General features: G+C 63.4%; 29 protein-coding genes. 15 read left to right on the top strand and 14 right to left on the bottom strand.

Annotation, left to right across the window (positions count from 1 at the left end):
• Window positions 1-17: 17 nt before the first annotated feature.
• From NKH23_RS12100 to NKH23_RS12090, 3 genes are read left to right on the top strand one after another with little or no spacing between them, the layout of a single operon-like run.
• A complete protein-coding gene (locus NKH23_RS12100; RefSeq protein ID WP_352451492.1) occupies window positions 18-689 on the top strand; it encodes an amino acid ABC transporter permease in 672 nt (223 codons plus the stop codon).
• A complete protein-coding gene (locus NKH23_RS12095) occupies window positions 686-1,360 on the top strand; it encodes an amino acid ABC transporter permease (RefSeq protein WP_352913901.1) in 675 nt (224 codons plus the stop codon). The genes NKH23_RS12100 and NKH23_RS12095 overlap by 4 nt, the downstream gene beginning before the upstream one ends.
• A gap of 25 nt (window positions 1,361-1,385) precedes the next feature.
• The gene (locus NKH23_RS12090) at window positions 1,386-2,129 is read left to right on the top strand and encodes an amino acid ABC transporter ATP-binding protein (RefSeq protein WP_352913899.1); all 744 of its coding nucleotides are present in this window, start codon (window positions 1,386-1,388) and stop codon (window positions 2,127-2,129) included.
• Between the two features lie 143 nt (window positions 2,130-2,272).
• On the opposite strand, the gene NKH23_RS12085 is transcribed toward NKH23_RS12090, so the two are convergent.
• The 5 genes from NKH23_RS12085 to NKH23_RS12065 form a co-directional block, all read right to left on the bottom strand.
• Window positions 2,273-2,695: a hypothetical protein gene (locus NKH23_RS12085; RefSeq protein ID WP_352475654.1), complete on the bottom strand. Its 423-nt coding sequence runs from the start codon at window positions 2,693-2,695 to the stop codon at window positions 2,273-2,275.
• A 298-nt stretch (window positions 2,696-2,993) separates the two neighbouring features.
• Window positions 2,994-4,052, bottom strand: coding sequence for a Gfo/Idh/MocA family protein (locus NKH23_RS12080; protein ID WP_352977325.1), 1,059 nt, complete (start codon window positions 4,050-4,052; stop codon window positions 2,994-2,996).
• Window positions 4,053-4,130: 78 nt separating this feature from the next.
• Window positions 4,131-4,916 carry a ThuA domain-containing protein gene (locus NKH23_RS12075; RefSeq protein ID WP_352913894.1) on the bottom strand — a complete coding sequence of 262 codons (786 nt, stop codon included), beginning with the start codon at window positions 4,914-4,916 and terminating at the stop codon, window positions 4,131-4,133.
• Window positions 4,917-5,280: 364 nt separating this feature from the next.
• Window positions 5,281-5,613, bottom strand: coding sequence for a DUF2778 domain-containing protein (locus NKH23_RS34565; RefSeq protein ID WP_502912347.1), 333 nt, complete (start codon window positions 5,611-5,613; stop codon window positions 5,281-5,283).
• 1,773 nt (window positions 5,614-7,386) lie between these two features.
• Complete coding sequence (locus NKH23_RS12065) at window positions 7,387-8,199, bottom strand: class I SAM-dependent methyltransferase (RefSeq protein WP_352718167.1); 813 nt, start codon at window positions 8,197-8,199, stop codon at window positions 7,387-7,389.
• A gap of 181 nt (window positions 8,200-8,380) precedes the next feature.
• On the opposite strand from NKH23_RS12065, the gene NKH23_RS12060 reads away from it, so the two are divergent.
• Window positions 8,381-8,803 carry a hypothetical protein gene (locus NKH23_RS12060; protein WP_292658873.1) on the top strand — a complete coding sequence of 141 codons (423 nt, stop codon included), beginning with the start codon at window positions 8,381-8,383 and terminating at the stop codon, window positions 8,801-8,803.
• Between the two features lie 218 nt (window positions 8,804-9,021).
• On the opposite strand, the gene NKH23_RS12055 is transcribed toward NKH23_RS12060, so the two are convergent.
• Window positions 9,022-9,618, bottom strand: coding sequence for a cation efflux transmembrane domain-containing protein (locus NKH23_RS12055; protein WP_023720625.1), 597 nt, complete (start codon window positions 9,616-9,618; stop codon window positions 9,022-9,024).
• 31 nt (window positions 9,619-9,649) lie between these two features.
• Window positions 9,650-11,848 carry a heavy metal translocating P-type ATPase gene (locus NKH23_RS12050; RefSeq protein WP_352977323.1) on the bottom strand — a complete coding sequence of 733 codons (2,199 nt, stop codon included), beginning with the start codon at window positions 11,846-11,848 and terminating at the stop codon, window positions 9,650-9,652.
• A 66-nt stretch (window positions 11,849-11,914) separates the two neighbouring features.
• Between NKH23_RS12050 and NKH23_RS12045 the strand changes: the two genes are divergently transcribed.
• The 9 genes from NKH23_RS12045 to NKH23_RS12005 all read left to right on the top strand — a co-directional run bounded on the left by NKH23_RS12045 (window position 11,915) and on the right by NKH23_RS12005 (window position 17,823).
• Window positions 11,915-12,340: a MerR family transcriptional regulator gene (locus tag NKH23_RS12045; protein ID WP_352718284.1), complete on the top strand. Its 426-nt coding sequence runs from the start codon at window positions 11,915-11,917 to the stop codon at window positions 12,338-12,340.
• Between the two features lie 87 nt (window positions 12,341-12,427).
• Window positions 12,428-12,835, top strand: a complete 408-nt coding sequence (locus tag NKH23_RS12040; protein ID WP_352718161.1) for a hypothetical protein — start codon at window positions 12,428-12,430, stop codon at window positions 12,833-12,835.
• 130 nt (window positions 12,836-12,965) lie between these two features.
• A complete protein-coding gene (locus NKH23_RS12035; RefSeq protein ID WP_352977321.1) occupies window positions 12,966-14,396 on the top strand; it encodes a multicopper oxidase family protein in 1,431 nt (476 codons plus the stop codon).
• A gap of 28 nt (window positions 14,397-14,424) precedes the next feature.
• Window positions 14,425-14,865, top strand: coding sequence for a DUF411 domain-containing protein (locus tag NKH23_RS12030; protein ID WP_353034690.1), 441 nt, complete (start codon window positions 14,425-14,427; stop codon window positions 14,863-14,865).
• A 7-nt stretch (window positions 14,866-14,872) separates the two neighbouring features.
• Window positions 14,873-15,400 carry a TlpA family protein disulfide reductase gene (locus tag NKH23_RS12025; RefSeq protein WP_352718156.1) on the top strand — a complete coding sequence of 176 codons (528 nt, stop codon included), beginning with the start codon at window positions 14,873-14,875 and terminating at the stop codon, window positions 15,398-15,400.
• Window positions 15,401-15,467: 67 nt separating this feature from the next.
• Window positions 15,468-16,151 (top strand): SCO family protein, encoded by a 684-nt coding sequence (locus tag NKH23_RS12020; RefSeq protein ID WP_352913873.1) that lies wholly within the window; start codon window positions 15,468-15,470, stop codon window positions 16,149-16,151.
• A 51-nt stretch (window positions 16,152-16,202) separates the two neighbouring features.
• The gene (locus NKH23_RS12015; RefSeq protein WP_352913870.1) at window positions 16,203-16,982 is read left to right on the top strand and encodes a DsbA family protein; all 780 of its coding nucleotides are present in this window, start codon (window positions 16,203-16,205) and stop codon (window positions 16,980-16,982) included.
• Entirely contained in the window at window positions 16,979-17,545 is a 567-nt protein-coding gene (locus tag NKH23_RS12010; RefSeq protein ID WP_352718150.1) for a hypothetical protein, read from the top strand. The genes NKH23_RS12015 and NKH23_RS12010 overlap by 4 nt, the downstream gene beginning before the upstream one ends.
• Before the next feature lie 113 nt (window positions 17,546-17,658).
• Window positions 17,659-17,823 (top strand): hypothetical protein, encoded by a 165-nt coding sequence (locus tag NKH23_RS12005; RefSeq protein WP_023720633.1) that lies wholly within the window; start codon window positions 17,659-17,661, stop codon window positions 17,821-17,823.
• 118 nt (window positions 17,824-17,941) lie between these two features.
• Here the strand turns inward: NKH23_RS12005 and NKH23_RS12000 are convergent, their stop codons facing one another.
• Genes NKH23_RS12000 through NKH23_RS11990 form a run of 3 tightly spaced genes read right to left on the bottom strand, consistent with a single transcriptional unit; the run spans window position 17,942 to window position 20,936 of the window.
• Complete coding sequence (locus tag NKH23_RS12000; RefSeq protein ID WP_352913866.1) at window positions 17,942-19,162, bottom strand: NAD(P)/FAD-dependent oxidoreductase; 1,221 nt, start codon at window positions 19,160-19,162, stop codon at window positions 17,942-17,944.
• Complete coding sequence (locus NKH23_RS11995) at window positions 19,159-19,872, bottom strand: methyltransferase domain-containing protein (protein ID WP_352913863.1); 714 nt, start codon at window positions 19,870-19,872, stop codon at window positions 19,159-19,161. Before NKH23_RS11995 ends, NKH23_RS12000 begins: the two co-directional genes overlap by 4 nt.
• Complete coding sequence (locus NKH23_RS11990; RefSeq protein ID WP_352913860.1) at window positions 19,869-20,936, bottom strand: type III polyketide synthase; 1,068 nt, start codon at window positions 20,934-20,936, stop codon at window positions 19,869-19,871. Before NKH23_RS11990 ends, NKH23_RS11995 begins: the two co-directional genes overlap by 4 nt.
• Before the next feature lie 263 nt (window positions 20,937-21,199).
• Between NKH23_RS11990 and cueR the strand changes: the two genes are divergently transcribed.
• Together cueR and NKH23_RS11980 are read left to right on the top strand one after the other, a co-directional pair.
• Window positions 21,200-21,598 carry a Cu(I)-responsive transcriptional regulator gene (cueR, locus tag NKH23_RS11985; protein WP_254819466.1) on the top strand — a complete coding sequence of 133 codons (399 nt, stop codon included), beginning with the start codon at window positions 21,200-21,202 and terminating at the stop codon, window positions 21,596-21,598.
• Window positions 21,595-22,152, top strand: a complete 558-nt coding sequence (locus tag NKH23_RS11980) for a cytochrome c (protein WP_352913858.1) — start codon at window positions 21,595-21,597, stop codon at window positions 22,150-22,152. The genes cueR and NKH23_RS11980 overlap by 4 nt, the downstream gene beginning before the upstream one ends.
• A gap of 5 nt (window positions 22,153-22,157) precedes the next feature.
• Here the strand turns inward: NKH23_RS11980 and atzF are convergent, their stop codons facing one another.
• Genes atzF through NKH23_RS11960 form a run of 4 tightly spaced genes read right to left on the bottom strand, consistent with a single transcriptional unit; the run spans window position 22,158 to window position 26,458 of the window.
• Entirely contained in the window at window positions 22,158-23,966 is a 1,809-nt protein-coding gene (gene atzF / locus NKH23_RS11975) for an allophanate hydrolase (RefSeq protein WP_352977320.1), read from the bottom strand.
• Complete coding sequence (locus NKH23_RS11970) at window positions 23,963-24,313, bottom strand: cupin domain-containing protein (RefSeq protein ID WP_352977319.1); 351 nt, start codon at window positions 24,311-24,313, stop codon at window positions 23,963-23,965. Before NKH23_RS11970 ends, atzF begins: the two co-directional genes overlap by 4 nt.
• Window positions 24,306-24,974 carry a cysteine hydrolase family protein gene (locus tag NKH23_RS11965; RefSeq protein ID WP_352977318.1) on the bottom strand — a complete coding sequence of 223 codons (669 nt, stop codon included), beginning with the start codon at window positions 24,972-24,974 and terminating at the stop codon, window positions 24,306-24,308. The genes NKH23_RS11970 and NKH23_RS11965 overlap by 8 nt, the downstream gene beginning before the upstream one ends.
• Window positions 24,974-26,458 carry an ABC transporter ATP-binding protein gene (locus NKH23_RS11960; RefSeq protein ID WP_352977363.1) on the bottom strand — a complete coding sequence of 495 codons (1,485 nt, stop codon included), beginning with the start codon at window positions 26,456-26,458 and terminating at the stop codon, window positions 24,974-24,976. Before NKH23_RS11960 ends, NKH23_RS11965 begins: the two co-directional genes overlap by 1 nt.
• Window positions 26,459-26,463 lie beyond the last annotated feature (5 nt).

Genomic DNA, 26,463 nt, shown 5'->3' with positions numbered 1-26,463 from the left:
CATTCACCGCCCCACCCATGCTCGAAAACTTCAGCTTCCGCACCATCGTCGAATATCTGCCCCTGTTCGGGCAGGGCCTCGTCACGACGGTGTGGCTGTCTGTCCTCTCCTTTGCCGGCGCGCTCGCCGTCGGCATCGTGCTCGCCGCAATGAACCTGCAGCGCGGCCGGCTGTTCCGCGTCCCGGCCAAGGCCTATATCGACGCGGTGCGCGCCACGCCGCTGCTGGCGCAGCTTTATTTCCTCTATTTCGGCCTGCCGCGGCTCGGCTTCGTCCTGCCCGAGTTCGTCGTCGGCATCCTGGCCCTGTCGCTGAACAGCGGCGCCTATGTCGCCGAGATCATCCGCGCCGGCATCCTGTCGATCCCGCGCGGCCAGGTCGAGGCCGGCGTCGCTTCGGGCATGACCTATGTCCAGCGCATGCGCCTAGTCATCCTGCCGCAGGCGTTCAAGGTGACGATCCCGCCGCTGCTCGGCCAGGCGATCGTGCTGGTCAAGGATTCCGCGCTGTTGTCGCTGATCTCGGTCGCCGAACTGACGCGCGCCGGACAATTGCTCGCCTCCGACCGCTTCATGCCGGCCGAAGGTTTCATCACCATCGCCGCCTTCTACCTGCTGCTCTATTACGGGCTGAAGGGGCTGGCGGCGCTCTCCGGGCGCTGGCTCGGCCTGGCGGGGGCACGGACATGATCTGGCAACAGCTGCAAAGCATCGCCGGCAGCTATCCCCTCGCGCTGCGCGGCCTCGGCATGACCGTGGTGCTGTCGCTGATCAGCCTGGTGCTAGGCACGCTGCTCGGCTTCGGCCTCGGCATCCTGCGCACCGGCGGCAACCGGCTGATCAGCGGCGCGATCGGCGCCTGGGTCGACCTGATCCGCGGTACGCCGTTCCTGGTGCAGATCTTCCTGATCTTCTTCATCCTGCCGGAGCTCGGCATCGAGCTCGACGCCTTCACCGCCGGCATCATCGCGCTGACCAATCTGGCCGCCTGCTTCATCTGCGAGATCGTCGTCGCCGGCATCCGCTCGGTGCCGCATGGCCAGGTCGAGGCGGCGCTGGCGTCGGGCCTGTCGCGCTGGCAGCGCATGCGCCAGGTGGTGCTGCCGCAGGCGATGCGCATCGTGCTGCCGCCGCTGGTCGGGCAATATGTGCTGCTGATCAAGGATTCCTCGGTGGTCTCGGCGATCGGGCTCACCGACCTCACCCGCGTCGGCTGGCTGGTGGTGCAGCGTGTGCCGAACGGCCTGCTGGTCTTCTTCCTCGTCGGCCTCGGTTATTTCATCGTCTGCTACCCCCTGATCATGCTGGCCCGCCGGCTGGAGCAACGCATGGGCGCGGCCCATGGCGAGGTGCAGTTGTGACATCGAACCCCAAGGGTCCGGCAATATGACCAAAACCGGCATGATCGAATTTCGCGGCGTCAACAAATGGTTCGGCCAGCTCAACGTGCTCAGGGATATCACGCTGAGCGTCGAGCCGCGCGAAGTGGTCGTCGTCTGCGGCCCGAGCGGTTCGGGCAAGAGCACCTTGATCCGCTGCATCAACGGGCTGGAGACGATCCGCGACGGCGACCTTATGGTCGACGGCCAGCGCCTCGGCGACCCCGCCACCAACATGACGCGGCTGCGCACCGAGATCGGCTTCGTCTTCCAGTCGTTCAACCTCTACCCGCACAAGACGGCGCTCGAGAACGTCACCCTGGCGCCGATCCATGTCCGCAAGATCCCACGCACCGAGGCCGAAAAGGCCGGGCGCGAGCTGCTCGCCAAGGTCGGCCTCGCCGACAAGGTCGATGCCTATCCGGCGCAACTCTCAGGCGGCCAACAGCAGCGCGTGGCGATCGCGCGCTGCCTCGGCATGCGCCCCAAGATCATGCTGTTCGACGAGCCGACCTCGGCGCTCGATCCCGAGATGATCTCGGAAGTCCTCGACGTCATGGTCGCGGTGGCCGAGGAAGGCATGACCATGATGGTGGTGACGCACGAGATGGGCTTTGCCCGCAAGGTCGCCCAGCGCGTCGTGTTCATGGACGCCGGCGCCATCGTCGAAAGCGGCACCCCGGACGAGTTCTTCTCCAACCCCAAGACCGATCGCAGCCGCGCCTTTCTGAGCAAGATCCTGCGGCATTAGGGCTCAAACTCAATCAGTTGGCTGCCGCCGATGGCCCGAGATGGGTGGAAAGCGGCCCTTCGCTGGACGTTCCCTAATACGACAGATGCGCGCCGGGCTTCCTCTTAGGGCGGCCATTGCCGCACTTCCACCAGCCGCTTCCCTTATGCTGGCATCAAATCGATGACCCGCATGATCGCGACCGCACTGCTCGTGTTCTGGGTGCCTTCTGTCGTAGCGCCATTAGCGCAGGCCCAAACATCGCCCTTCTTGACTGTGAACTTTTGTTTGTTGTGAACGACCGAAAGTTCTCCCTCAGTCATGTGGCAGAGCATGTCGTTCTTCATCATGTTGTCAGTCGTCTTCGCTCCGGGCTGAATGACAACATCGCGCAGCTTCACCGTTGCATAGGCTGGTATGACCGACTTGCGCTCACCAAGCGCTACAACTCTGACGCCGGGTGAGACCTCCTTGCCCTCATCGGGGCCGTAAGTCTGGGCGGCTGCTGGTGTCCCCCAAGCGATCAGAGGCGTTGCGGCCAGTGTAAGGCCGAGTGCAATTGTGGATCTACGATTGACGGCTTCCATTGTTTCCTCCCTGTTCAAAAGTTGGTCGGAAAGGTAGGCCAACAATCAACGATGGGCCGTTGCGGCGAAGAGTCAACTGACCTTCCGAGTTAGTTCAGTCTCGCTCGCGGCTAGCGAGTTTCACAAACCACTCGGGTCGCCGAGACGGAGAGGGGGAATTGCGCTGACCATGTCATTGCGTGCGACCTTGTCCCGACATCAAAGACATTTCGTTCTTGCGAAGGCCCTCGCTGCCAAAGACCCCTCTCCGGCCGCTTTGCGGCCACCTCTCCCTCGCCCCGCCGCGAGGAACCCAGGCCTATTGCGCATCCGCGTGCGTGCTCAATTCGGCCCGCTTCTCATCCGAGACGACGGCGAGGTCGAGGACCTTCTGCAATTCGGCCGCGTGGCGAAATGACGGTTCGGCCTGGACGCCGTTGCGCACTGCATCGACGAAGCGCCGGTAGTTGGTCGCCACCGTTCCGGCATCCAGAACCTGCCATTTGGCGTTCTCGACGTCTTCGCCGATGCAGGTTTTCAGCTCCGAGCCGGTCAGATTGTGCACGACTTCGATGCCGCCCTTGTCGCCGTAGATGCGCAGGCGGAGTTCGTTCAAATGGCCGGTCGCCCAGCGGCTGGCATGGACGACGCCGAAGGCGCCATTGCTGAAATCCAGCGACATGGTGAAACTGTCATTGGCGTCGAGCCCGTACTCGCCGATCCGGTTGCCGGGCGCCTTGTCGAAGGATCTCAGCCGGCAGAACACATGGTCGATGTCGAGCGCCGCGCCATAGCTGGCGAAATCGAGGATATGGATGCCGACGTCGCCCAGCACGCCATTGGAGCCGTGGCCGCGCGACAGCCGCCACAGCCATTTCGGATCGGTGCGCCAGTCGCCCCAGAACTTGGACACCAGCCAGCTCTGCAGATAGGACGCCTCGACATGCCTGACCGTGCCGATCTCGCCGGCCAGCACCATGGCGCGCGCTCTCTGCAGCGGCGCGACATTGCGATAGGTCAGGTTGACCATGTTGATGATGCCGGCCCGCTCGGCGGCATCGGCCATTTCACTGGCCCTCTGGTAATTTTCGGCCAGCGGTTTCTCGCACAGCACCGGCTTGCCCGCCGCGATCAGCATCATGGTGGTCGGATGGTGGATGCGATCGGGCGTCACGTTCGCCACCGCGTCGAACTTGCCCCATGCCAGCGCCTCGTCCAGCGACGCGAACCGGTTGGGGATACCGTAGATGTCCGAAAACTTGTCGACACGCGTACGGTCGAGATCGACGGCGCCGATCAGTTCGACGCCCTCGATCTTGCCGAACTGCCTGGCATGCTCCTCCGCCATCCAGCCGGTACCGAGTATCAACAGACGCATGATTCTTTATCCTTAGGACAGGGCTTTATCTTCTTGTTTGATCATGGATTTCCCGAACCAACCGTTCGGGATCGTAGCCTAGCGAAAGCCGGCTTCGCCCGCGGAATGAAGTTTTCCGCCGCGCTCGACGATCGGCTCGAGCGCCTTTTCCACCGGCACGTTCGGCGCATCGAGAATGGCCGGATTGGAGCCTTGCGGGTTATGCGCCCATTTCACCGCATTGCGCAGCACCTTCTGGACATTGGCGTCGTGATAGGTCGGATAGGTCTCGTGGCCGGGCCTGAAATAGAAGATGTTGCCGGCGCCGCGGCGATAGGTCAGCCCCGACCGGAACACTTCGCCGCCCTGGAACCAGGAGATGAAGACGGTTTCGAGCGGTTCCGGCACGGCGAACTGCTCGCCATACATCTCCTCGTTCTCGAGCTCGAAATACTCGCCGATCCCGGCAGCAATCGGATGGTTGGGACTGGTCACCCAGAGCCGTTCGCGCTCGCCCGCCTCGCGCCATTTCAGCGTGCAGGGCGTGCCCATCAGCTTCTTGAAAATCTTCGAGAAATGGCCGGAATGGAGAACGATCAGCCCCATGCCCTCCCAGACGCGGCGCGCCACGCGCTCGACCACTTCGTCGGCGACGGTGCCATGGTCCTTGTGCCCCCACCACAGCAAGACATCGGTCTCGGCCAGACGGTCGGCCGGCAGCCCATGCTCCTTCTGCTCCAGCGTCGCCCACGACACCGAAATCTCCGGGTCGAGCTTCAGCGCATTGGCGATCGTCGCATGCATGCCCTCGGGATAGATGCCCGCGACCACCTCGTTGGTCCGCTCATGAATATTCTCGCCCCAGACGACAGCGCGTATTGTCATGATGTCCTCTTGATTGTTTGAAGCTGGAGCCGCCCCTACGGGTCAGTCATAATATCCTCGGCCGGGAATGAAAACCGTCTCGCGGCCGGCTGCTGACAATCTGTTGGAAATCGGGCGGGAAAGTCCACGCGGCAAAACCAGCGATGCCGGCGGGACAGCGCCCCCCTCTGTCCTGCCGGACATCTCCCCCACTTGTGGGGAGATTGGCTGTTATCCGCGATTTCGCCAATCGCCAGCGTTGCAGGATGACGGCAGACAAACGCGAAGTCCGATCTCCCCCCTTTTGGGGGAGATGTCCGGCAGGACAGAGGGGGGCGCGAAGGATCGCGACAAAACGGCTTTCGTAGTGCGTCGCCGCAACCGTCTAAGCGCCGCGGCCCTCTTGGGCGACGCGTGTCAGCGGCTTCGACAGCCGCGGCACCACGACGAGGCGCTTGATCTTGCCCTTCTTGTAGGCGGCGAGGAAGCGGGCATAGTCCTTGAAGACGACACAGCCATTGGATTCGGCGCGGCCGCCGCGCAGCATGTAGGTGTGGGCGAGCAGGCCGTCGCGGCCATATTTGTTGCTGCCGCTGGTAGGGGTGAGACGCAGTGCCTCGACGCCATGGAAGCGCGATTCCCGCAGCGTCAGATTGTAGGTGTCGGGCGGCGTCGGACCGACATTCTTCTTGTGAACGTAGCGCGGCTGGTCGACCATCGAACCGTATCCCGAATGTGCCTCCAGCCGCGAACCGTCGGGCATATAGACAGTCTTGGCCGAGATGTCGTAGACGGCGACGCCGCTGCCCATGCCGGGCGTGGTGAACAGGTTCCTGAAGGCCCCGCCGAGACTGCCGGAAGGCATGTCGGGCTTGGCATAGGCCAGCATGTCGCCGCCCTGCGTCTTCGACCGTTTGCCCGGCTTGCCCGACACCGCCGGCACTGCCGCTTGTGACGAATTGCGAGGCGACAGGCTGCCGGGTTGCGTCTCGGCCGGCGGAGCGTCGGCCGTCTGCACCTTGTTCGCCCTGGCTGCCTGGGTCTTGGATGCCTGGGCCTTGGATGCCTGGGGCGGCTCCGTTTTTGCTGCCTGGGCCTTTGAGGCCTGATCCTTGGGCGCCCGGTCTTTCGGCGCTTGGGCCTGCGGCGCCTCGGCCGGCTGATCGATGACCGCCCGCGGACGCAGCGTCGGCAGCGGAATGCTGTCGGGCATGTCGTCTTGCGGCGGCAGCGAGGCCAACTGGACCTCAGGTTCTTGCGGCTCTTGTGAAACTGCGGGCTCGCTTGCCGCGACGGCTGCCGGGAGCACGTCGATCATCTGCTCCGGCAATGTATTGGCCAACGCCAGCGCCAGGCGCGACGAACGTTCGATCTCCGCCACCGCCGGCCCGAAGCGCACCGATGCCGGGCCGTTCGGGTCGGGAATGCGTACCGGCTCGGCGAACCGGGCGCCGGCCGGCAGGCTTGCGAGCATGACGGGTGAGCCGGAGGAGGCACGGGCAAAGGCGGCGGCAAGCTTTTGCGGCGACAGCGCGGCTTTGGCCACCACGTCGTCGAAGCTTGGTTGCCGCGACGCATTGGCGACAAGCGGCACGCTATTGCGCTTGAGACGCGCCGATTTTCCCCGGTGAACGAAGTTCGATGCCGACCGCAGGCAGTTCGCATCGCATCCATGCTGCAGCAGCTGGGCCGACAGCGCTGCGTTTGCCGCGGCCCATGTCGGGGCCTGCGCCTTTGCAAGGCTGCGGCGAGGATCGGCGAGCGCGATGGTGCGCGGCGCGAGCAGGCTTTGCGGAAGACCGTTGGAAGCGGCGGTGAGCGAGGTTCCCATCGAATAGAGGCCGGCCAAGGTCGCCACCGACCATAAAGCAATGGCTGCGCCGACGGCCGGAACCGCGACCCAGCGCAGGCCGGGCCTCATCGAAGTCAATCCAGTTGCAGGACTGTCACCCCGGGTTTTCGCACTTACAAACGCCATTCAACCACTCTCAATCGGCCGATGCCGGCTAGCGGATTTCGCAGCCGTGACATTCACAGTTCGCCTGGTGCCCCCAGCACACTTCGCGTCTGTTGCCGATTGATTCAAAAGATGGACAAAGTTGGTTAACCAATCCCTCTACCGACCGCCGATTGGGCGACGGTCACACCGAAAAACGCCCTCCAAAACCTGCATAGTTGGCAAAACTGCCCTCCAATGACGACTTTGCTGCCCGTTTTTGTCGGCCGAGTCAAGAAAGCGAAATGACTAGACCTTGCTGGGCGGAGTCGGCCATGGCTGCGAAAGTGAAGCCACGCCGCCCAGAATCGCGCGGCCGGCAGCCGCCGCCATCAGGCCCCGGCGATCGGTCAAACTGGCGATTGTCGACTTGGCATTTGTCGACCTGCCACTCGGGCGAACGAACGGTCATCATCTCGGAGTTCGCGATAGCGGCAAGACGTTTGCTGCATGGCAGCTGAATGTCGCGAAGTGCCGGAACGGGATATCCAACACCTAGACCACAGCCACCACTATGTGAGCCTGGATTTTGGCAGCAACCTCGCCGCTGCCATGCCTGTCTGCAATCGCGGCTGCGGCGTAGTCGGTTGCAGCGTCCAGTTTTCCCGCCTCTCTGGCCTCGATTTCGTTGCGAAGGAGAGTGCCCTGGCAATAAGCAACGGCCGGAAGGCGCGGCGAGGAGGCACGGCTTTGTTCGGCCCTCGTCTCGATCACCACACCGGAAAACCCTGCGTCCTCCAGCTCGCTACGGATCAGTGCCGTATCGTGGTAGCCATGCGGCGTGCGTGCCAGAAAGCGCGGCGGATCGTTCGGAAAAATCCTCGCCAGAGCATTCGTCACATCGTCCGCGAATACATTCTCTTCGATGCGATCCCATACGCTGAATAGAAAATGTCCTCCGGGTTTCAGGACTCGCCGGGCTTCGCGGTAGGCAGATGAGCGGTTGGGAAAGAACATCGCGCCGAACTGACAACAAACGAGATCGAAGGCCGCATTTTCGAACGGTAGCGCCAGAGCATCAGCCTGACGCCATTTGATGCGATCGTCGGGAGCTTGCCGCGAAGCGGCGTAGTCGAGCATCGGCTGGTTGAGGTCGGTTACGACATAGCTTGCATCGGGGGACAGCTTTGGCGCCAATGCGCGGGTGACAACCCCGGTGCCCGCGGCGGTTTCCAGAACGGCGCTTGGCGACAAGGACGCTGCTCGTTGTGCAAGATCAGCGGCGAACGGCTCGAAAATCAACGGCACCATATAGCGGTCGTAGTTTTCCGGAATCGAGCCAGCGAACACCTTGTCCGTTTCCAACATTGCTATCCCCCGTCGCCCGTTTGATGGCTCGCCAGCATAGCATGGAATTGTTCGGCCGCATTCGACCGGGAGGCGGTTCCCTCCCGGAAGCTCCCAAACGCCGTGCTGCAATTATCTGCATATGTGCTAATATATTGCAACCATGCGCATTGGTGCGTGGCCAATATAATGGGAGGATGCGATGAAAACCATAAATCGCAGGTCTGCAATCGCGCTCGGCGTGACGGCGGCCGCGGTAACGCCTTTGTTCACGCTGGCGGCAGCTGCAAAGGTCAAGAAATACGGCCCGAAGGAAGGCAAGGAAATAGCCCCCGGCGTCAGGGTGGTTGAGGTCGGCACCGGCAATTCCGATATCCCCGCCTACAAGAGCATCTCAATTGTCGATGTGGTCTTTCAGCCGGGAGCAGCTGCTCCTGCAATGGTGATGGACAACGACATGGTGTGCACCATTACCGCCGGTGAATTCACGATCAAGAAAGCCGACAAGCAATTCAAGCTCAAGGAAGGTGATATGTATACCTGCTCCAAGGGCAAGACCGACGAGGCAGCCAACACCAGCAAGGTGGTCGGCATCCACCGCATCGCCGTCTTGATACCTGCCTAGCACGTGCCAACGAAAACCGGCCCGCGTCCTCGTCCGGGACGCGGGCCTTTTGATGAGGTGCGTGCTTGTGGGCTGCTTCTCCCTCGGTCCGCTTTGCAAGTGTGCGTTTATATTAGAGATCACGCAAGTTTCTGGATGACTGCCGGCCGGTATGGGGGCCTACATTGGCGCTCTGCATTGGCAGATTGGCAATCCGGCAGCGCGCTGAGCGTTTGGATTCACGAAACGGCTCGGTGCTCCTCCCGAGCTGCCTCCCAGACCTCGCGCGCCGCGTCTGCATTCAGTGCCGCAATTCCCAGGCCAACGATCAGATCCGGCCATGCCGAGCGCCATAGGAAGGCGGTCACCAACCCGGCCAGTATGATCGCAATGTTGGCGACCGCATCGTTGCGGGCCGAGAGGAATGCCGCCCTGGTAAGACTGCCGCTGTGATGGCGGTAGCGCGCCAGCATGTAGGCGCATGACAGGTTGACCGCCAAGGCGCCCAACCCCGCCAGCGTCAGGGCCGTTGGCTGCGGCGGCACCGGCATGTTGAACTTTTCCCACGCGGTCCACAGCGTCGCCAGGCCCGGCACCAGCAGGATAAGCGCCAGCGCCATGCCAACGCGCGAGCGAGCACGCAGCGACCATCCCATGGCGAGCAGTATGAGGAGATTGACCGAGGCATCTTCCAGAAAATCGACGCTGTCGGCGAACAGCGATACCGAGCCGATCGCCAGCGCCACGGCGAATTCAATGCCGAAATAACCGAGGTTCAGCAGTGCGACGACAAGCACCACCCGGCGAAGGCCGTCCGACGTAATAGCTTGCTGCATTGCCTGTCCTGATGTGATGCCGTTGATGCTCTTACCAGCTGCTCTTCCAGCGCAACAGCCGCATGGCATTGGCTGTCACCAGGACCGTCGCCCCGGTGTCGGCGAGGATGGCGGGCCACAGGCCGGTGATGCCGGCGATCGTCGTCACCAGGAACACTGCCTTCAGCCCCAATGCCATGGTGATGTTCTGTTTGATGTTGGCCATGGTTGCTTGGGACAGCCTGATCATGGCGGCGACGTCGCCGACGCGTCCATGCAGCACTGCTGCGTCAGCCGTTTCAAGAGCCACATCGGTGCCGCCACCCATGGCGATGCCGAGATCGGCCGCCGCAAGTGCCGGCGCGTCGTTGATGCCATCTCCGACCTTGGCGACCCTGAGCCCCTGCCCGTTCAACTCGACAACGATGCGCTGCTTGTCCTCCGGCAACAATCCGGCGAGCACCTCGATGCCGAGTTGCTTGCCGATGGCTGCGGCGGTGCGCTTGTTGTCACCGGTCAACATGACTGTTTTGATACCAGCGTCACTCAGCGCCTTCAGCCCGGCGAACGCGTCCGGCCGGGGTTCGTCGCGCATGGCGATGAAGCCGGCAAGAGCGTCGTCGATGAGCAGCACCGACACCGATTTTCCTTCATCGTTCAGTGCCGTGATGCGTGCGGCCAGGTCGGCTGGCAGCGGCGCCTTTTCGCCGGCAGCGGCCGGCGAGCCCAGAAACAGGCTCTTGCCGCCGACGCGACCGACGACGCCCTTGCCGCCAATCGCCCTGGCCTCGGCAGCAGGTGGCACCGGAACCTTGTCAGCATTGGCCCTTTGCAGAATGGCCAGGGCCATCGGATGGCTGGAGCCGGTCTCGAGCGCTGCCGCCAGGGAAAGTACCTCGCGTTCACTGGCGCCGACTGCAACCACGTCGGTTACCTGCGGCTTGCCGAGCGTCAGCGTGCCGGTCTTGTCGAGCGCCACGGCAGTGATGGTGCCGAGCCCTTCCAGCACCGCGCCGCCCTTCATCAGCAGGCCGCGCCGGGCGCCCGCCGAAAGCGACGCCGCAATTGCCGCCGGCACAGAAATGACCAGCGCGCACGGACAGCCGATGAGCAGCAGCGCCAGACCTTTGTAAATCCATTCGTTCCAATCGCCGCCAACGAGCAGCGGTGGCGTGATCGCCACGAGCGCCGCGACGGCGACCACGCCGGGCATGTACCAGCGCGAGAAACGGTCGATGAAGCGCTCGGTGGGCGCCTTGCTTTCCTGCGCCTCCTCGACCAGCTTGACGACCCGTGCAATCGTGTTGTCGGCGGCGGCCGCCGTCACCTTGACGCGCAGCACGCCGTCGCCGTTGATAGTGCCGGCAAAAACCGTGTCGCCAACTACTTTACGAACCGGGACGCTTTCACCCGACACAGGCGATTCATCAATGGCGCTGTCACCCTCGGTGATCTCGCCATCAGCCGGAATCCGATCACCGGGCCGCACCAGAATGATGTCCCCTACGGACAGACTTTCGGCCGGCACCTCGCGGCTCGTCCCATCCACTTCGACTAGCGCCGTCTTGGGAACCAGTGTGGTGAGCGCCTGGATGCTAGAACGTGCCTTCCCAGCGGCCACCCCTTCCAGTAATTCGCCGATTAGGAACAGGAGGACCACCGTCGCCGCTTCCTCGCCGGCGCCGATGATTACGGCGCCGGCGGCCGCCACGGTCATCAGCATTTCGATTGTGAACGGAATGCCGGCGACTGCGGCCATGACCGCTCGGCGCGCGATCGGCACCAGGCCGAGCAGCATGGCGGCGATGAAGGCCCATGGGCCGGTCGCGGGCCAGGCGTCATGAACCGCGAAAGCCACCGCCAGTGCGACGCCGCTGGCGATGGTCAGGCGGCCCTTGGCGCTGTTCCACCATGGCCCCGACATCGGCGCATCATTGTTGCCATGCAATCCCGCTAATTTCTTGTCGTGACTGTGCGTTCTGTGGTCATGGTCGGCCAATTGATCGGAGGCCGGCGCTCCAGACTTGGCGGTCAGCGGAGCAACAGCGTAGCCGAGGCCGGTGACTTTCCTCGCGATCGCGTCAAGATTGCTTTCGGGAGTATGAATGACCGTCAGAGTGCCTACCGAAACGGATACGCTAACATCCTGCACACCAGGCATCCGCCGCACGAGGGTATCGATTTTGCTGGCACAGCTGGCGCAATCCATGCCTTCCACGCGGTAGCGGGTCTGTTGTTTGGTCGCAGCCATGGTGAACCTCTTGCGTCTTCGATCGCGACGCTACATCCTCTAGTGACTAGAGGAGCAAGCGAAAAAATGTCAGCAGGTGTGACCATCGGTGAAGCAGCCCGACGCAGCGGCGTGAAGGTTCCAACCATCCGCTACTATGAGCAGATCGATTTGCTTCCAGCGCCTGCCCGCAGCGAAGCCAATCGCCGGCATTATGAAGCGGCCGACTTGCGCCGGCTCGCCTTCATCAGGCACGCGCGCGAGCTTGGGTTCGAGATCGAGGCTATCAGGACGCTGCTGACGTTGCAGGATAATCCCAATCAGCCATGTGGAACCGCCGACGCCATCGCCCAAGCCCGTCTGGCCGAGGTCGTCCAGCGAATACGCAGCCTTACCGCATTGAAGATTGAGCTGGAGCTGATGGTTGAGGGCTGCCGGCAAGGGAAAGTCTGCGAATGCCGTGTTATCGAGGTGCTGTCAGACCACGATCAATGGGAGGGTCCTCACCATTGATTTGCCGGACCAGAACTCGCACCAGCGCCGATGTCGCGGCATGCGGAGCTTGCAAAAGCCGCACTTTGCAGTCAACCTGAGCGGATGATGGCACGCCTGTCGCCAAAACGCCTCCTGGTCATGCTGCTCGCGTTCCTCGTGACCGCCGGGTTCAGCCTGTCCGCCGCTCAGGCTGCCGTCATGTCGGCGAGGATGGCGATCGACAGCCGCATGATCATGGCCACAGATACCGGCACCACCGACGCCGATATGGCCAAGATGGCCGATGCCAAGGGCGGCGACTGCAACGCGTGCCTCAAGAACTCGGCCGACAATGACAAATCGATGCAATGTGCGCCGACCTGCGTCGCACCGGTTCTGGCGGTGCTGCCGGAAGCTCTCCCCATGACGGGACTGCTGCGGGCCGAGCTGCCGCCGGCGCTTCCCGCCGCGTTCCTGCACGGGCGAAGTCTACTGCCCGAGCCATTCCCTCCAAGACCCAGCGCTCTCGTCTGACGCCGTTTCTGCCGTTCCGCGGCTGATTGGCGGCGTTTGATCGCCCGGTTGCGCGTACTGCGCAACGGGCGCGGCAGCAATGCAATCGATGTCGCGATGTTCGCCGTCGGTTACCGCAAGGGTCACAAGGGTGAATTCCGTTTCAAGTCCGTTCATAACGCGCCGCAAATTCCTGTTTGCGGCGGCGAGCATTGCCGCCTCCGCAGCGATCCGCCCTGCACTGGCGCTGGCTACCGGCGAACACCGGATCAGGGTGGCGCCAGGCCAGGCACGGCTCACCGGCCCCGATGGTCCGCGCACTCCGGTATGGGCCTATGATGGCACGGTCCCAGGCCCGACACTGCGCTTGCGCCAGGGGCAGCCCGCTCGCATCATCGTCGAGAACGGACTGGACGAGGACACCACGGTTCACTGGCATGGCATCCGCTTGGCAAACGCCATGGATGGCGTGCCGGGATTGACCCAACCGCCGATCAGGCCGGGCGAAAATTTCGTGTACGAGTTCACCCCGCCCGATGCCGGCACCTTCTGGTACCATCCGCATGCCGACAGCCTCGTGCAGCTCGGCCGCGGGCTGGCCGGCGTACTCATCGTCGAGGAAGCCGAACCGGTCGCGGTCGACCGCGAGCTTCTATGGCTGCTGCAGGACTGGCGGCTCACCAAGGATGGGCAAATCGCTGCCGGCTTCGGCAACATGATGGATGCGGCGATGTCGGGCCGTGTCGGCAATGTCGTCACCGTCAACGGTGCACCGCCGGCCGACCTGACCGTGAAGGCCGGCGAGCGCGTCAGGTTGCGGCTGGCCAATGCGTCACTCGCTCGCATGATGGCTTTGCGTTTCGAAGGCCACCGTCCGATCATCGTCGCCATCGACGGCCAGCCCTGCGACCCGCATGAGCCGGAGGGCGGACGCTTGGTGCTTGCGCCCGCCATGCGCATTGATGTCGTACTCGACCTGCAGGGCGACCCAGGCAGCCGGCATGCGGTGATCGACGATTACTACGATGGCCTCGCCTACACCCTGACCACGCTCGCCTATGACGCCGGAGCGCTGCGCGACCATCCTCTCGATGCGCCGCTTCGCCTGCCGGCCAATCCGCTGCCGGCCCCCGACCTGGCCAAGGCCGAACGGCATGAAATCGTCCTGCAGGGTGGCATGATGGGCGGCGGCAAGCTGGCCGGCGTCGGCGGCATGATGGGCATGGCGATGCCCGGCATGAACGGCGCCGCCTGGGCAATCAACGGCATGTCGATGACCGGCGACGGCCACGCTGGAATGGCGCCGCAGTTCACGCTGTCGCGCGGCGCCACCTGCCGTCTCACCATCCGCAACGAAACCGCCTGGTGGCATCCCATGCACGTCCACGGCTTCAGCCTGTCGGTGCTTTCGCGCAACGGCTCGCCGGTACCGCACCGGCAATGGCAGGACACGGTGCTGCTCGCCCCCAAGGACACGATCGAATGCGCCTTCGTTGCCGACAATCCCGGTGACTGGATGCTGCACTGCCATGTCGCCGATCACCAGATCGCCGGCCTGATGACAGTGTTCCGCGTGACCTGAAAGCTTTATCCAACCAAGGAGAACTGCAATGAAACTGACCTACCGCCTAGCCGCACAGTCCCTGCTGATCGCAACGCCGCTGCCCGCCTTCGCCGCCACGATCAACGCCGTGATGTACAAGAACCCGCAATGCAGCTGCTGCGAATCCTATGCCAACTATCTCGAGCACAACGGCTTCAAGGTCGACATCAAGCCGGTCAACAATCTCTCTCAGATCAGCAGCGATGCCGGCGTGCCGGCCGACCTCGAAGGCTGCCACACGCTGATGGTCGACGGCTATGTCGTCGATGGCCTGGTGCCGGTCGAGATCGTCAAGAAGCTTTTGACCGAACGCCCGGCCATCACCGGCATAACGCTGGCCGGCATGCCGACGGGCGCTCCAGGCATGGGTGGTGAGAAGCAAGGCCCCTTTGTCGTCTACGCCTTCACCAAGGACGGCAAGGCACCCACCGTCTACGCGACCGAGTGAGGCTGTTGTGAGCAAACTGGCCATGGTCCTGATTGGCATGCTGCTGGCATTTTCGCTGCCGGTATCAGCCGCTGAGCCGCCGCAGAACTTTGTCGTTCACGAGGCGCCTGTCCCCGTGCCGGAAATCAGCTTCAAGGACGGCAATGGCAAGCCGAAAACGCTTGCGGATTTCCACGGCAAGGTCGTGCTGCTCAACGTCTGGGCGACATGGTGCGCGCCCTGCCGCAAGGAGATGCCGACGCTCGATCGGCTGCAGGCCAAACTCGGCGGTCCGGATTTCGAGGTCGTCGCGCTGTCCATGGACCGTGCCGGTCCTGAGATTGTGAAGAAGTTCTTTGCCGAGATCGGCATCAAGCACCTCGCCCTCAACATCGATGCCTCGGGCAAGGCCATGTTCGCCATCGGCTCCGTCGGTCTTCCGGCAACCCTGCTGATCAATCGCGATGGCAAGGAGATCGGCCGGCTGATTGGGCCGGCCGAATGGGACGCGCCCGACATGGTCGACTTCATCCGCAGCCGCATCGCCGCCGAGTGAGAAAGGAACAGATATGTCCGGGTTGAAGGCTCGCTGCGTCGCAACGGCTTTGAACGAGTGGAGGTGTTTGCTGCTGGGCGTAATTGCCATTGCGGCGCTGGCCGTGGGCTTTTCGTATCAGGCCCAAGCCCACTCACTCGACGAAATCGACGCCATGCTTGAGGGCGACGAGAAATATTTCCAGACGATCGACAAGCCGGCACCTGATTTCACGCTGCGCACCGCCGATGGGCGTGTCGTGCGAACGGCAGACCTGCGCGGCAAGGTGGTCGTCCTCCACTTCATCTACACATCGTGCCCGGATGTGTGCCCCCTGCACGCCGAGAAGATCGCCGAAGTCCAGAAAATGGTGAACGGCACGCCGATGAAGGGCCAGGTCACCTTTGTGACCATCACCACCGACCCTGCCAGGGACACGCCGGACGTGCTCAGCAAATACGGGCCGGCGCACGGGCTCGACCCCGTCAATTGGCTGTTCCTGACCACGACGGCGGATCAGCCGGAAGATGCGACCCGCAGACTGGCGGAGGCCTTCGGCCACAAGTTCACGCTGACGGATGATGGTTATCAGATGCACGGCACCGTCACCCATGTGATCGACAAGGAGGGCCGCTGGCGGGCGAATTTCCATGGCCTGAATTTCGCTGCGGTCAATCTCGTCACCTTCGTCAATGCGCTCACCAACAATGTCGAGCGCCCGCACCATGAGCCGGAAACGGGATGGTGGGCGAAGATCAAGGGCATATTCTGAGGCACCATTCACATGCCGGCGGTCCGGCGAAACAGAGGGAAGGAGAACCCTGTGATCCACAAGTCCAATCCATTGCCCGGAGCCATCGGCAAAATGGCCCGTGCCTTCGTCCTGGCCGGTGCGACGGTCTGGCTCGCGCTCGGTCTCCACGACCAGGCGATCGCCGCCGTCGAGATGTCCCAGGACCAGTTCGACCAGCGCATCCACGACTATATCCTCGCGCATCCCGAGGTCGTCATGGAGGCGCTGCAGAGCCTCGATGCCCGCCAGCGCGAGGCTGCGGCAAAAGAGGCGAAAGCCGCCCTGGTGGCGAAGGCCGACGATATCTTCCGGGACCCGGCGAGCCCAGTCGGCGGCAACGCCGAAGGCGACGTCACCATGGTCGAGTTCTTTGACTACAACTGCCCCTATTGCCGGCAGGTTGCGCCGATCATGGCGCAAGCCGTGGCCGACGATCCGCAGCTCAAGATCGTCTACAAGGAATTCCCGATCCTCAGCACGGATTCCGTATTTGCTTCCAAGGCGGCTCTCGCCGCAATGCGCCAGGGCAAATACATGGCATTCCACAAGGCCTTGTATGCGGTGAAGACGCGGGTGACCGAAGCGGTCGTGCTGAAGGTGGCTGCCGACGTCGGGCTCGACGTGGCTAAACTGAAGACCGACATGCAGCGGCCCGATATCCAGGCGTCGATCGACCGGAATACGCAACTGGCCCAGGCGCTGAAGATCAGCGGAACGCCAAGCTTCGTCGTTGGCGAGCAGATTTTCCCCGGCGCGACCGACCTCGCAACGATGAAGAAACTGATCGAGCAGGCGAGGAAAAGCAAATGAGCCGGATATGCTATCCAACCCGCCGGACGGTTGTTCTGGGCAGCGCCTTTGGCGTCGCTGCGGTCGTCGGCTTGCTCAAGGGGCCGGATTTGGCGATCGCCGCGGAGGATTCCGATCTGGTGCGCCGTTTCAAATATCTCAGCCAGAACGGCAACAGCACGTGTTCGGCCAAGTTCACGGAGTCGATTGCGACCATGCCGGCGATGTCGCGGATCACGGGCTCGTGCTGCAGCCCTATGGAGACGAAGCGCTATGCCGAGCAGGTGAGCGGCCTGGCCAGGTACCGCGAGATCGCGATGATTCCAAGCGATCCGTACGATATTCCGGCCGGCATCGCACAGAAGATGATGCCCTACTACGATGTGAAACTCTCCGGCGACGAGCAGCAGGCCTATGACTATGCGATGGCTAATTCCAACGAGAAAGGCCCTTGCTGCTGCCAATGCTGGCGCTGGAAAGTGTATGGCGGATTGGCGAAGTTCCTGATCCGCGAGCACGGTTTCACCGGCAAGCAGGTCGTCGACGTCTGGGATCTCTCGGACGGCTGCGGCGGAGGTATGTGAGACGGCAAGGACAGGACACTTCCGGTTAGCGGGACAAGGCGACGGGCGGCCGATCGGTTTCCTGGTCGTCTTGACCGAATTCCACGGCGAGCTAATTGCCTTCGCAGTCGCCGATGCTTACCGACGAAGGCGGGCCTTCACTGACCGTAAAGGTGATTGCAATGATGAATGGTCCAATGGGTACGTGGATGATGGGCGGCATGGCGCTCGTCTGGGTCCTGGTGTTCGTCGCCCTCTTGCTCGCGATTGCAGCGCTGGTCAAATACCTGCGAACCTGAAGCCCGTAGGGCGCCTACGACCATACGGTAGCAAATTCCCAACAGAAGGGCCCATGTTGCCGCCGGTTGCCGCCGTGGCATGTAAGGCGACCAGGGCAGCACGACGCCCCACCCCTCGTCAGGCAAAGCCGGGAACCGGCTTGGTCTTGCCGCTCAGTTGCGCGCCCAGTGTCAGTGCCTGCGGGAAATTCCGGACGATCGCCGCCATCACGGTAGCGCTGCCCGGGCGAAGGGCAATTCCGGCGAGGGCCGCGGCAGCGTAGACCCGTGTCGAGAACAGTCTTTTCCAGGCCGCCTCATAGCGTCTGGCGGCGGCCTCGCGCCCTGCCCGGCCACTTGGCGCGGATGCGAGTTCGCAGGCCAGCAGCCAGCCGGACTGCAGCGCCATCGAGATGCCCTCGGCGATGACAGGATGAGACTCTCCGGCTGCGTTGCCGACGCGGAAGATGTCCCCTTCGTAGCAGGAGCGAATTCCCGGCCGGATCGGACCTGCGGCAAGCCACGGACCGTCGAGAAGCGCCGGTTCCAGGGCGTCTCTCACGCCCCGGCATGAGTCCACGAGATGGCGGGAGACCGCATCGGCGGCCGACACATGGCTCCGGTGTTTGGGGCCATGTTGTTTGCGTAACCGCGCGAGCATATCGCGGCGGATGCAGCACGAGATCGACAACCGGCCATGATCCGCCGAGACCATGCCGCCATAGCCGCCGGGGAAGGCCAGCAGAGGCATTAAATCCGGCACGAGCGACGACCCGGTGAAATGCGCCTTGAAGCCGAGCAGGTCCGACGGGCGATTGGCCTTTGCGGGCTGGCTGGGCAGTGGTCCCGGGTCCCAGGAGCCGTGTGCGGCGACAATCACCGGCGCACGCAACATCGCCGTTTCGTCCCCGGCTTGAATTCGCACCCTTTGCATCTCGCCATCCCGCTCGATAGCGACGGCGCGGCAGGGCTGAAAGATTTCGACACCCGCCGAGCGTGCCGCCAGCAAAAGCAGGGAATCGAGAATGTCCCGGCCGAGCGCCCGGCCGAAGCCATCTTTTGCACGTGGCCCAGCTCCTGCACGTGGCATTGCCGCCTCGACGCAGGTCTCGCCGGAAAACAAGCCGACGCGGCGGATTTCGGGGCCGGCATTGGCACGCCAGGCGTCGCCGATCTCCAGCCGGTCGAGAAGCGCAAGATTGCTTGCCGAGATATATTCGCCGCAGACCTTGCGGCGCGGGAACTCGGTCTTTTCCACAATTGCCACCGCCCATCCGCGCCGGGCCAGCGTGAGCGCGACGGAGGTGCCCGCCGGGCCGGCACCGATGACGATCGCGTCATGAGTCGACAATCGCGTCATGAGTCGCTGCCGGCACTGGCGCCGACGAAGATATGGGAGAAGAGGCCGGCGCGCCGCTCCTCGACCGGCTTGCCGCTGGCCGCAAGCCAGAGGCCGGAAAGCTCGCTACCGCGAAAGCCGGCACGCACGCTTTGCGCCGCGTCGTTCCGTGTGACGTCGTTGGCGCCGATTGCCGGGAGAAGATGGGTCGCGGTCAGCGCCAGTTTCGCCCGCAACGGCTCTGTCGCCAGGAGCAACGGGGCTTTCGGCCTAATCAGCGAAAACAGATGCATGAGCTGTGCATCATCGAGGTGATGCAGGAACAGATTGACGGTGACGGCGTCGAACCGTGCGCCCTCGATCTTTTCTGCCCAGTCGAAGACATCGGCGGTGACGCCTTCGGCCTTCCATCCCAACCTGTCAAAATCACCGCGCAATTGCGCAGTGACGAGGTCGACGCGGTCGAGCATTACCAGTTCGACCCCAGGCCAATGCCTGGCCATGCGCCGCGCCACCGCGAGCATGAAGGAGCCATCGCCGGCGCCGATCTCCAGGATGCGGCGTGGCGATTTTGGCACAAACCTCTTCAGCAACGACGTCATGATCGGCACCTGAAACATCAGCATGTTGATGCGCCGAAGGTCGCGACGCGCGGTCAGCGCTCGCGGATCGTCGGCCGCAAGTCCGTCGAGGATTTCCGGCGCAAGCTGCCGATGCTCCAGGCCGCTCATGACACCGTTCGAAAGAGCATGGTTTCGGCCGTCAATCCCGGCCCGAACGACATGCCGCAGCCGAGCAGGCCGGGTGGCGCCTTCAGCATCTCTTTCATCACGAACATGACGGTCGCAGACGACATGTTCCCATACCGGCGCAACACCTCGCGCGATGGTTCCAGCGCGGTGGGTTCCAGTTTCAAGGCCCTTTCGACGGCGTCGAGAACCGAACGTCCACCCGGGTGCACGGCCCATAGGTCGATCGCCTCGGTCGGCCGGCTGCCGAGGATGGCGGCCTGGTTGTTCCGCAACGCTTCATGAATCGCCGCCGGCACCTGGCCGGAAAGAACCATTTCGAAGCCGTGGTCGCGAATATTCCAGCGCATCAGATCCCGCCGCTCCCTCGCCACTAGACAGTGAAAGCTGTCGAGCTCGATGCCGGCTGGCTCGGCGGTGACGAGCGTGGCCGCACAGCCATCGCCCCAGAGGCAGAACGACAGCAGCTTTTCCAACTCGGTGGTTTGGCGCAGATGCATCGTGCAGAGTTCGATATTGACCAGCAGGACCTTGGCTTGCGGGTCCGAGCGGACGATGTGGTGCGCCAGCTTGAGACCGTTGATCGCCGCGTAGCAACCCATGAAGCCGATCATCGTGCGTTCAACCGTATCCGGCAGCCCGCAACGCGCAACCAGCTCGAGGTCGATGCCCGGCGCCGAAAAACCGGTGCAGGTGGTGACGATGAGATGGGTGATGCGGGAAGCGTCGTCGCCAAGCTGCAATCCGTCGATGCCCTTTTGCGCCAGAACAGGTGCGGCATCGTCGAACATAGCCATTCTCATGGCGGTTCCGGGAAAGGCGCCCCGGATGAAGGTCCCGGCCAGGTCGGCAGACGGTCCTTCAGGGTCGGACGCCGGCGCAAAGCAGGAATAGCGGTGCTCGATGCCGGCAAGATCGGCCATGCGTTCGAAGAGTCTCCGGCGATTGGCCGCGAGCATGGAGGCCGCGAAACGCAGGTAGAATTGATGAACCTCGTGCTCCGGCACCGCCGTCGCGATCCGGTTGATATACGCTTTGACCGGCATATTCTGTCTCCTCGGCGTATGCACGGTGTAGCGTGCCGCCGGAGGGTCCTTGCTCATCGGCACCCGGTGTCGGACGCCGGGTTTTGAGCGCTGTTCGATAAACGTTTTCGAAAACTGATTTCTTCCCGAAGGTTCAGTATGGCTGTTGGCAGGCAAACGGTTGGAGCCGACGGGCGGTTGCATCGGGCATCCAAAATCGCCACATCATGTTGACCTTCCATCTACTGGAAGGTCTATTTCCCCCACAAAGGAGATTTTCCACCATGAACATCGGCGTCGCATCCGAGAAATCCGGCCTGCCGGCCAAGACGATCCGTTACTATGAGGATATTGGGCTCTTGCATCCGGCCCGGACAGACAATGGCTATCGCGATTACTCGACGGCCGATATTCACCGGCTGCGGTTCCTGCAGCGCTCGCGAAGCCTGGGGTTTTCGGTCGACGAATGCCGCCAGCTGCTGTCGCTGTACCAAGACAGGGAACGTGACAGCGCCGACGTGAAGGCGATCGCGAAAGCCAAACTGGTGGAGATCGACAGGAAGATCGCCGAACTGGTCGGATTGCGCGGCTTGCTCCACCATCTGGTCAGTCACTGCCACGGTGACGAGCGGCCGGATTGCCCGATCATCGACGAGTTGGCGGGACAAGGCGTGGCCCAGTGAGGCTCGCAGCCGCTGTAACGGTGCTGTCGCTTGCCTGCGTCTCTGTCGTGCTCGCTGCCGCCCATTCGAGCCGTGATGCGGTCATCGAGGCTCGCCAGGCCTCGATGAAGGAAATGGCCGCGGCGGCAAAGGCGATCGCCGGGATGTTCGACGGCAAGCAGGCCTATGACGCCGCGGCTTTCAAGGCGGCGGCCGAGACAATCCGCGCCCGCACCGGCCCTGCCTTGATTGCCGAATTCCCCAGTGCGACGTTGGGTGCACCTTCAGGCGCCAAGCCGGATATCGACCCCGCCCGCGCGGAGTTCGAAGGGCTGGCTCGCCACATCGGAACGCTGGCCGGCGCCCTGGCTTCCGACGCCGAGCGGGCACCACCGCATATCACCGACGACATGAGAATGGGTTCCGGCCTGGCGATGGGCGGCGGCAGCCTGCTTGGCAAGCGGCCAGGGCTCGCGGAAGCCGATCCTGCCAAATTGCCGGCGGAGCACCTCCTGCATCTCATCTTGCAGGATTGCTCGAGCTGCCACTCGAAGTTCCGGCAAAAGGTCGAGTGATAGCGTCAGCTCCGCTGCAGCTGAGCCGAAATAAAATTGCGCCAGCCGCCGAAATGCGAAATCTCCTCTGCATTGGTAAGGCCGGCACTTTCGACGAGGAAGCCTTTCGGCGAAGTTCCGTCGTCGAGCAGAAGCGTCCCGATGCCGAGCGGCGGCGGGATCGCGGCAACAAAGCGGCCGAAGGCTTGCGGCGACAGCCGCCAGACTTCAACCTCGATCGCTGCCCCCTTGCCATTGCAGATCCGCTCGAGCCCCGGCCGCGGCACCGACTGGCCGGCGAGCGCGTAAAGCCGATAGAGCGGCGCCGTTCTCGCAGCCCGGGCGAAAATCGCGCCGAGCTGCTGCAACTGGCCGTTCAGCGCCATCCCCGATAGATGCGCGCCGACCACGGCCAGTTCGATCGTGCCTTCGTCCACGTCCACGCGAGGATCGCCACGCTGCGGCAGCGGCCAGCCTGTAGCGCCCAGCGCAAGGCCGCTTGCCGCATGGATATCGCGAGCAAGCGAGGCCGTCAGGTGGTCCTTGCCCGCCGCGGCAAGCAAGGTGACGCTCATCGGCAGACCGTCGCTGCGGGTTCCGCTCGGCACGGCGATGCCGCACATGTCGAGCAGGTTGACGAAATTGGTGTAGGTGCCGAGCCGGCTGTTGGTGACGATGGGGTTAGCCAACACCGCTTCAACCGTGTAATGCGTCGGCGCGGTCGGCACACAGAATAGGTCGACCGAGGCGATGACCGGCGCAAGCCTGGCCTTGTAGGCCTGCAAGGCATAGAGCCCGTTGAAGGCGTCCGCTGCGGAAAGCTTTCGCGCGCCGCCGATGATCTGCCGCGTCACCGGATGCATGGCGGCCTCGTTGGCTTCCATGAAGTCCCTGATCGCGGCATAACGCTCGGCCACCCAGGCGCCTTCGTAAAGCAGGTTGGCGGTGGCGTAGAAATCGTCGAAGGGGATTTCGACCAGCCTGCAGCCCAGCCTCTCCAGCGAGGCAAGGGCGGCCTCGAAACCCGCCTGCATCGCCTCGTCGCCGAAGAAGGTCCAGTCGGCCCTGGCCGGCACGCCGACCGTCAGCACCGGCGGGCACGCGGTAAGCGGTTGGATGCCGAGGTCACGCGAATAGGGATCGGCGCCGTCCTTTGCCGCCGCGACCTTGAACACGTGGTAGGCGTCGTCGACGGTGAGCGCGAAGACCGAGACGCAATCGAGCGTGCGGCAGGCCGGCACGACGCCGGCGGCTGATAGCGAGCCGACGCTCGGCTTCAGCCCGACGATGTTGTTGAGGCCGGCGGGTATGCGCCCCGAACCGGCGGTGTCGGTGCCGAGCGCGAACGAGACGATGCCGCGCGCCGTCGCCACGGCCGAGCCGCACGAGGAACCGCCCGGAACCAGTTTCGGGTCGATCGCATTCCTCGGGATCGGATAGGGCGTGCGCACACCGACCAGGCCGGTAGCAAACTGGTCGAGATTGGTCTTGCCGACGACCAGCGCGCCAGCGGCCTTGAGCCGCGCCACGACGGTGGCGTCTTTCGCCGGCAAGTAGGCATATTCCGCGCAAGCCGCCGTCGTCGGCATGCCGGCAACATCGATGTTGTCCTTGACCGCGAATGGCACGCCCCACAGCGGCTTTGCCACCGGATCGAATGGGCCGAGCCTTTCCGCTTCGGCAAGCATCTCCGCTCTGCTCGCCAGATGGATGAAGATGCCCGGGTCGTCGGCCGCCGCGAGCCGCGCATGGACCGCATCGATCATCTCGCCGATGCTGACGCCGGCCCGATAGGCAGCGTGCAGGCTCGCTATGTCGAAACGTATGTCGCTCATTTGGCCTCGTCCAGAATGACTACCGGCAGGTTCCACTGGATAAGCACGACGCAGCCATCCTTCGTCCACACCGAATGCTCGGTTCCGACTAGGTTTAGGATCACGCTGCCTGAGGCATGATCGCCATTCTCGTCGCTCTGGGTGCCTTCCAGCACGACGATCGTTTCCAGTCCGGCATGGCGGTGACGCGGCACCGCGGCGCCGGGCCGGTAGTTCAGGATCGCGACCGACGGTTCCATCGGCCTACCCTTGAGCAGCCAATGCACCGTGATGCCTTCGCGGAAATGCTCGAATGGGAGATCACGCCATCCACCATTGAGGAGGCCGGCAAAGGCAAGGTTAGGCATTGGAAATTCCCTCGAGCACCTGGTCCGTCGTCGCCGTCCAGCCGACGATGGCGCCCTGAGCCCTGATCATGGCAAGGGTAGCCGCCTTGAACTCGGCGAAGTAGCTCTCAGTGGCATCCTCCGCCAGCAGGCATTCATATCCGCGGTCGTTGGCCTCGCGCATCGTGGTCTGCACGCAGACCTCCGTCGTTACCCCGGCAAAGACGAGTTGCTGTGCGCCAAGCCGCTTCAGGTCGTCGCCGAAGCTGGTGGCATAGAACGCGCCCTTGCCCGGCTTTTCGATGACGATTTCGCCTGGCAATGGGGCAAGTTCATCGAGGATCGCCGTTCCCGGCTCGCCGACGATCAGCACGCGACCCATTGGACCGACATCGCCGATCCGGATCGACGGATTGCCGCGATTGCGCTTGGCCGGCGGCAGATCCGAAAGATCTGCCTTGTGGCACTCCATCGTGTGGATCACCGGCAGGCCGGCCGCGCGAAATCCGTCGATCAGCCTTTTCACTGTCGGCACGATCGCCGTGACCCGGCTGACGTCGTTGCCGAGGCTGGCGCCGAAGCCGCCGGGTTCGGCGAAATCACGCTGCATGTCGATGACGACCAGCGCCATCGCCTCAGGCCTGAAGGCAAACGGAAACGGCAGCGCCTCGATCTCCGCCATCAGTGATGTCCCGCCATGTGCTCGCCGATCGTCTGCACGCTCGCCTGCGCGATCGGCGTCTCGTAGACCAGCGCGCCGTCGGACATGACAAAGATGCGGTCGGAGAGCTCGAGCAGCTCATCGAGGTCCTCCGACATCAGAAGCACCGCCGCCCCGGCATTGCGTGCCTTCATGATGCGGGCGCGGATTTCGGCGACGGCGGAGAAGTCGAGGCCGAAGCAGGGATTCGACACGATGAGCAAGTCGACGTCGCCGGTCAGTTCCCGCGCCAGCACCGCGCGCTGCACATTGCCGCCCGACAGCGACGAAATCGGCGAAGCGAGCGAGGCCGTCTTGACCTTGAACTGTTCGACCAGATGGGCCGCATAGTCCCTGATCGCGCTCGTCCTGATCCAGTTGATCGGCTTGCCGGCCTCGTTGAGGTCGAAGGTCCGGAAGGCCATGTTTTCCGCCACCGTCATCTTCGGCGCGCAGGCATTGCGCAACGGCTCCTCCGGAATGAAGCGGACATTGAGCGTGCGCGCCTCGCTGCGGCTGGCGCCATAGGGCGAGCCTTTCACCAGAACGTCGCCGCCATTGCGCGCCCGCTGTCCGGCAAGGACTTCGAGAAACTCCTTCTGGCCGTTGCCGGAGATGCCGGCGACGCCGACGATCTCACCGGACTTCACATCGAGCTCGCCGATGTCGATGGTTTTCAAGCCGGTGCGGTCGGGCGCCTTCAGCGACTTTACCGTCAGCACCTGCTTGGCGCCGGCCGGCACCGGAGCGCGGCTGTCGAGTGCTGCAATCGGTTGGTCGCCGATCATCATCGCCGCCATCTTTTTGTGCGAAAGCTCCGAGACTTTGCCGGTTCCGGTCAGCCTGCCCTTGCGCAGCACGGTGATGTCGTCAGCAAAGGCCGTCACCTCGTGGAATTTATGCGAGATCATCAGCACGGTTAGGTCGCCGGTCCTGGTCATGTCGCGCACCAGGCCAAGCACTTCCTGCGCCTCGCCGGGAGTGAGCACCGAAGTCGGCTCGTCGAGCACCAGGAAACTGCGGCCGAGATAGAGCTGCTTGATGATTTCGAGCTTCTGCTTCTCGCCGGCCGCAAGTTCCGCCACCTTGACGTCGAGCGGCAGCTTGAACGGCATACGCTGCATGAATTGCGCAAGTGCGGCGCGCTCCTTGCGCCAGTCGATGACGCCGGGCACCTTCTCGCGCGAAATGACCAGGTTTTCCGCGCCGGTCAGCGACGGGACGAGCGTGAAATGCTGGTAGACCATGCCGAGCCCCAATGCCGAGGCATCCTTCGGACTGGCGATCGCGACCTCGCGGCTATCAACCAGCATGTCGCCGGCGGTCGGATGGTAAAAACCCATCATGCATTTGACCAGCGTCGACTTGCCGGCGCCGTTTTCGCCGAGCAGCGCATGGAACGATCCCGCCGGCACCTTGATCGAGACGTCGTCCAGCGCGATGAAGGCGCCGAAGCGCATGGTCATGCCGA

This window comes from Mesorhizobium sp. M1328 (assembly GCF_040318075.1).
In the GTDB taxonomy this organism is placed as follows: domain Bacteria; phylum Pseudomonadota; class Alphaproteobacteria; order Rhizobiales; family Rhizobiaceae; genus Mesorhizobium.
The sequence above is the reverse complement of the archived record's forward strand: the minus strand, read 5'-3'. Positions and strand labels throughout refer to the sequence as shown.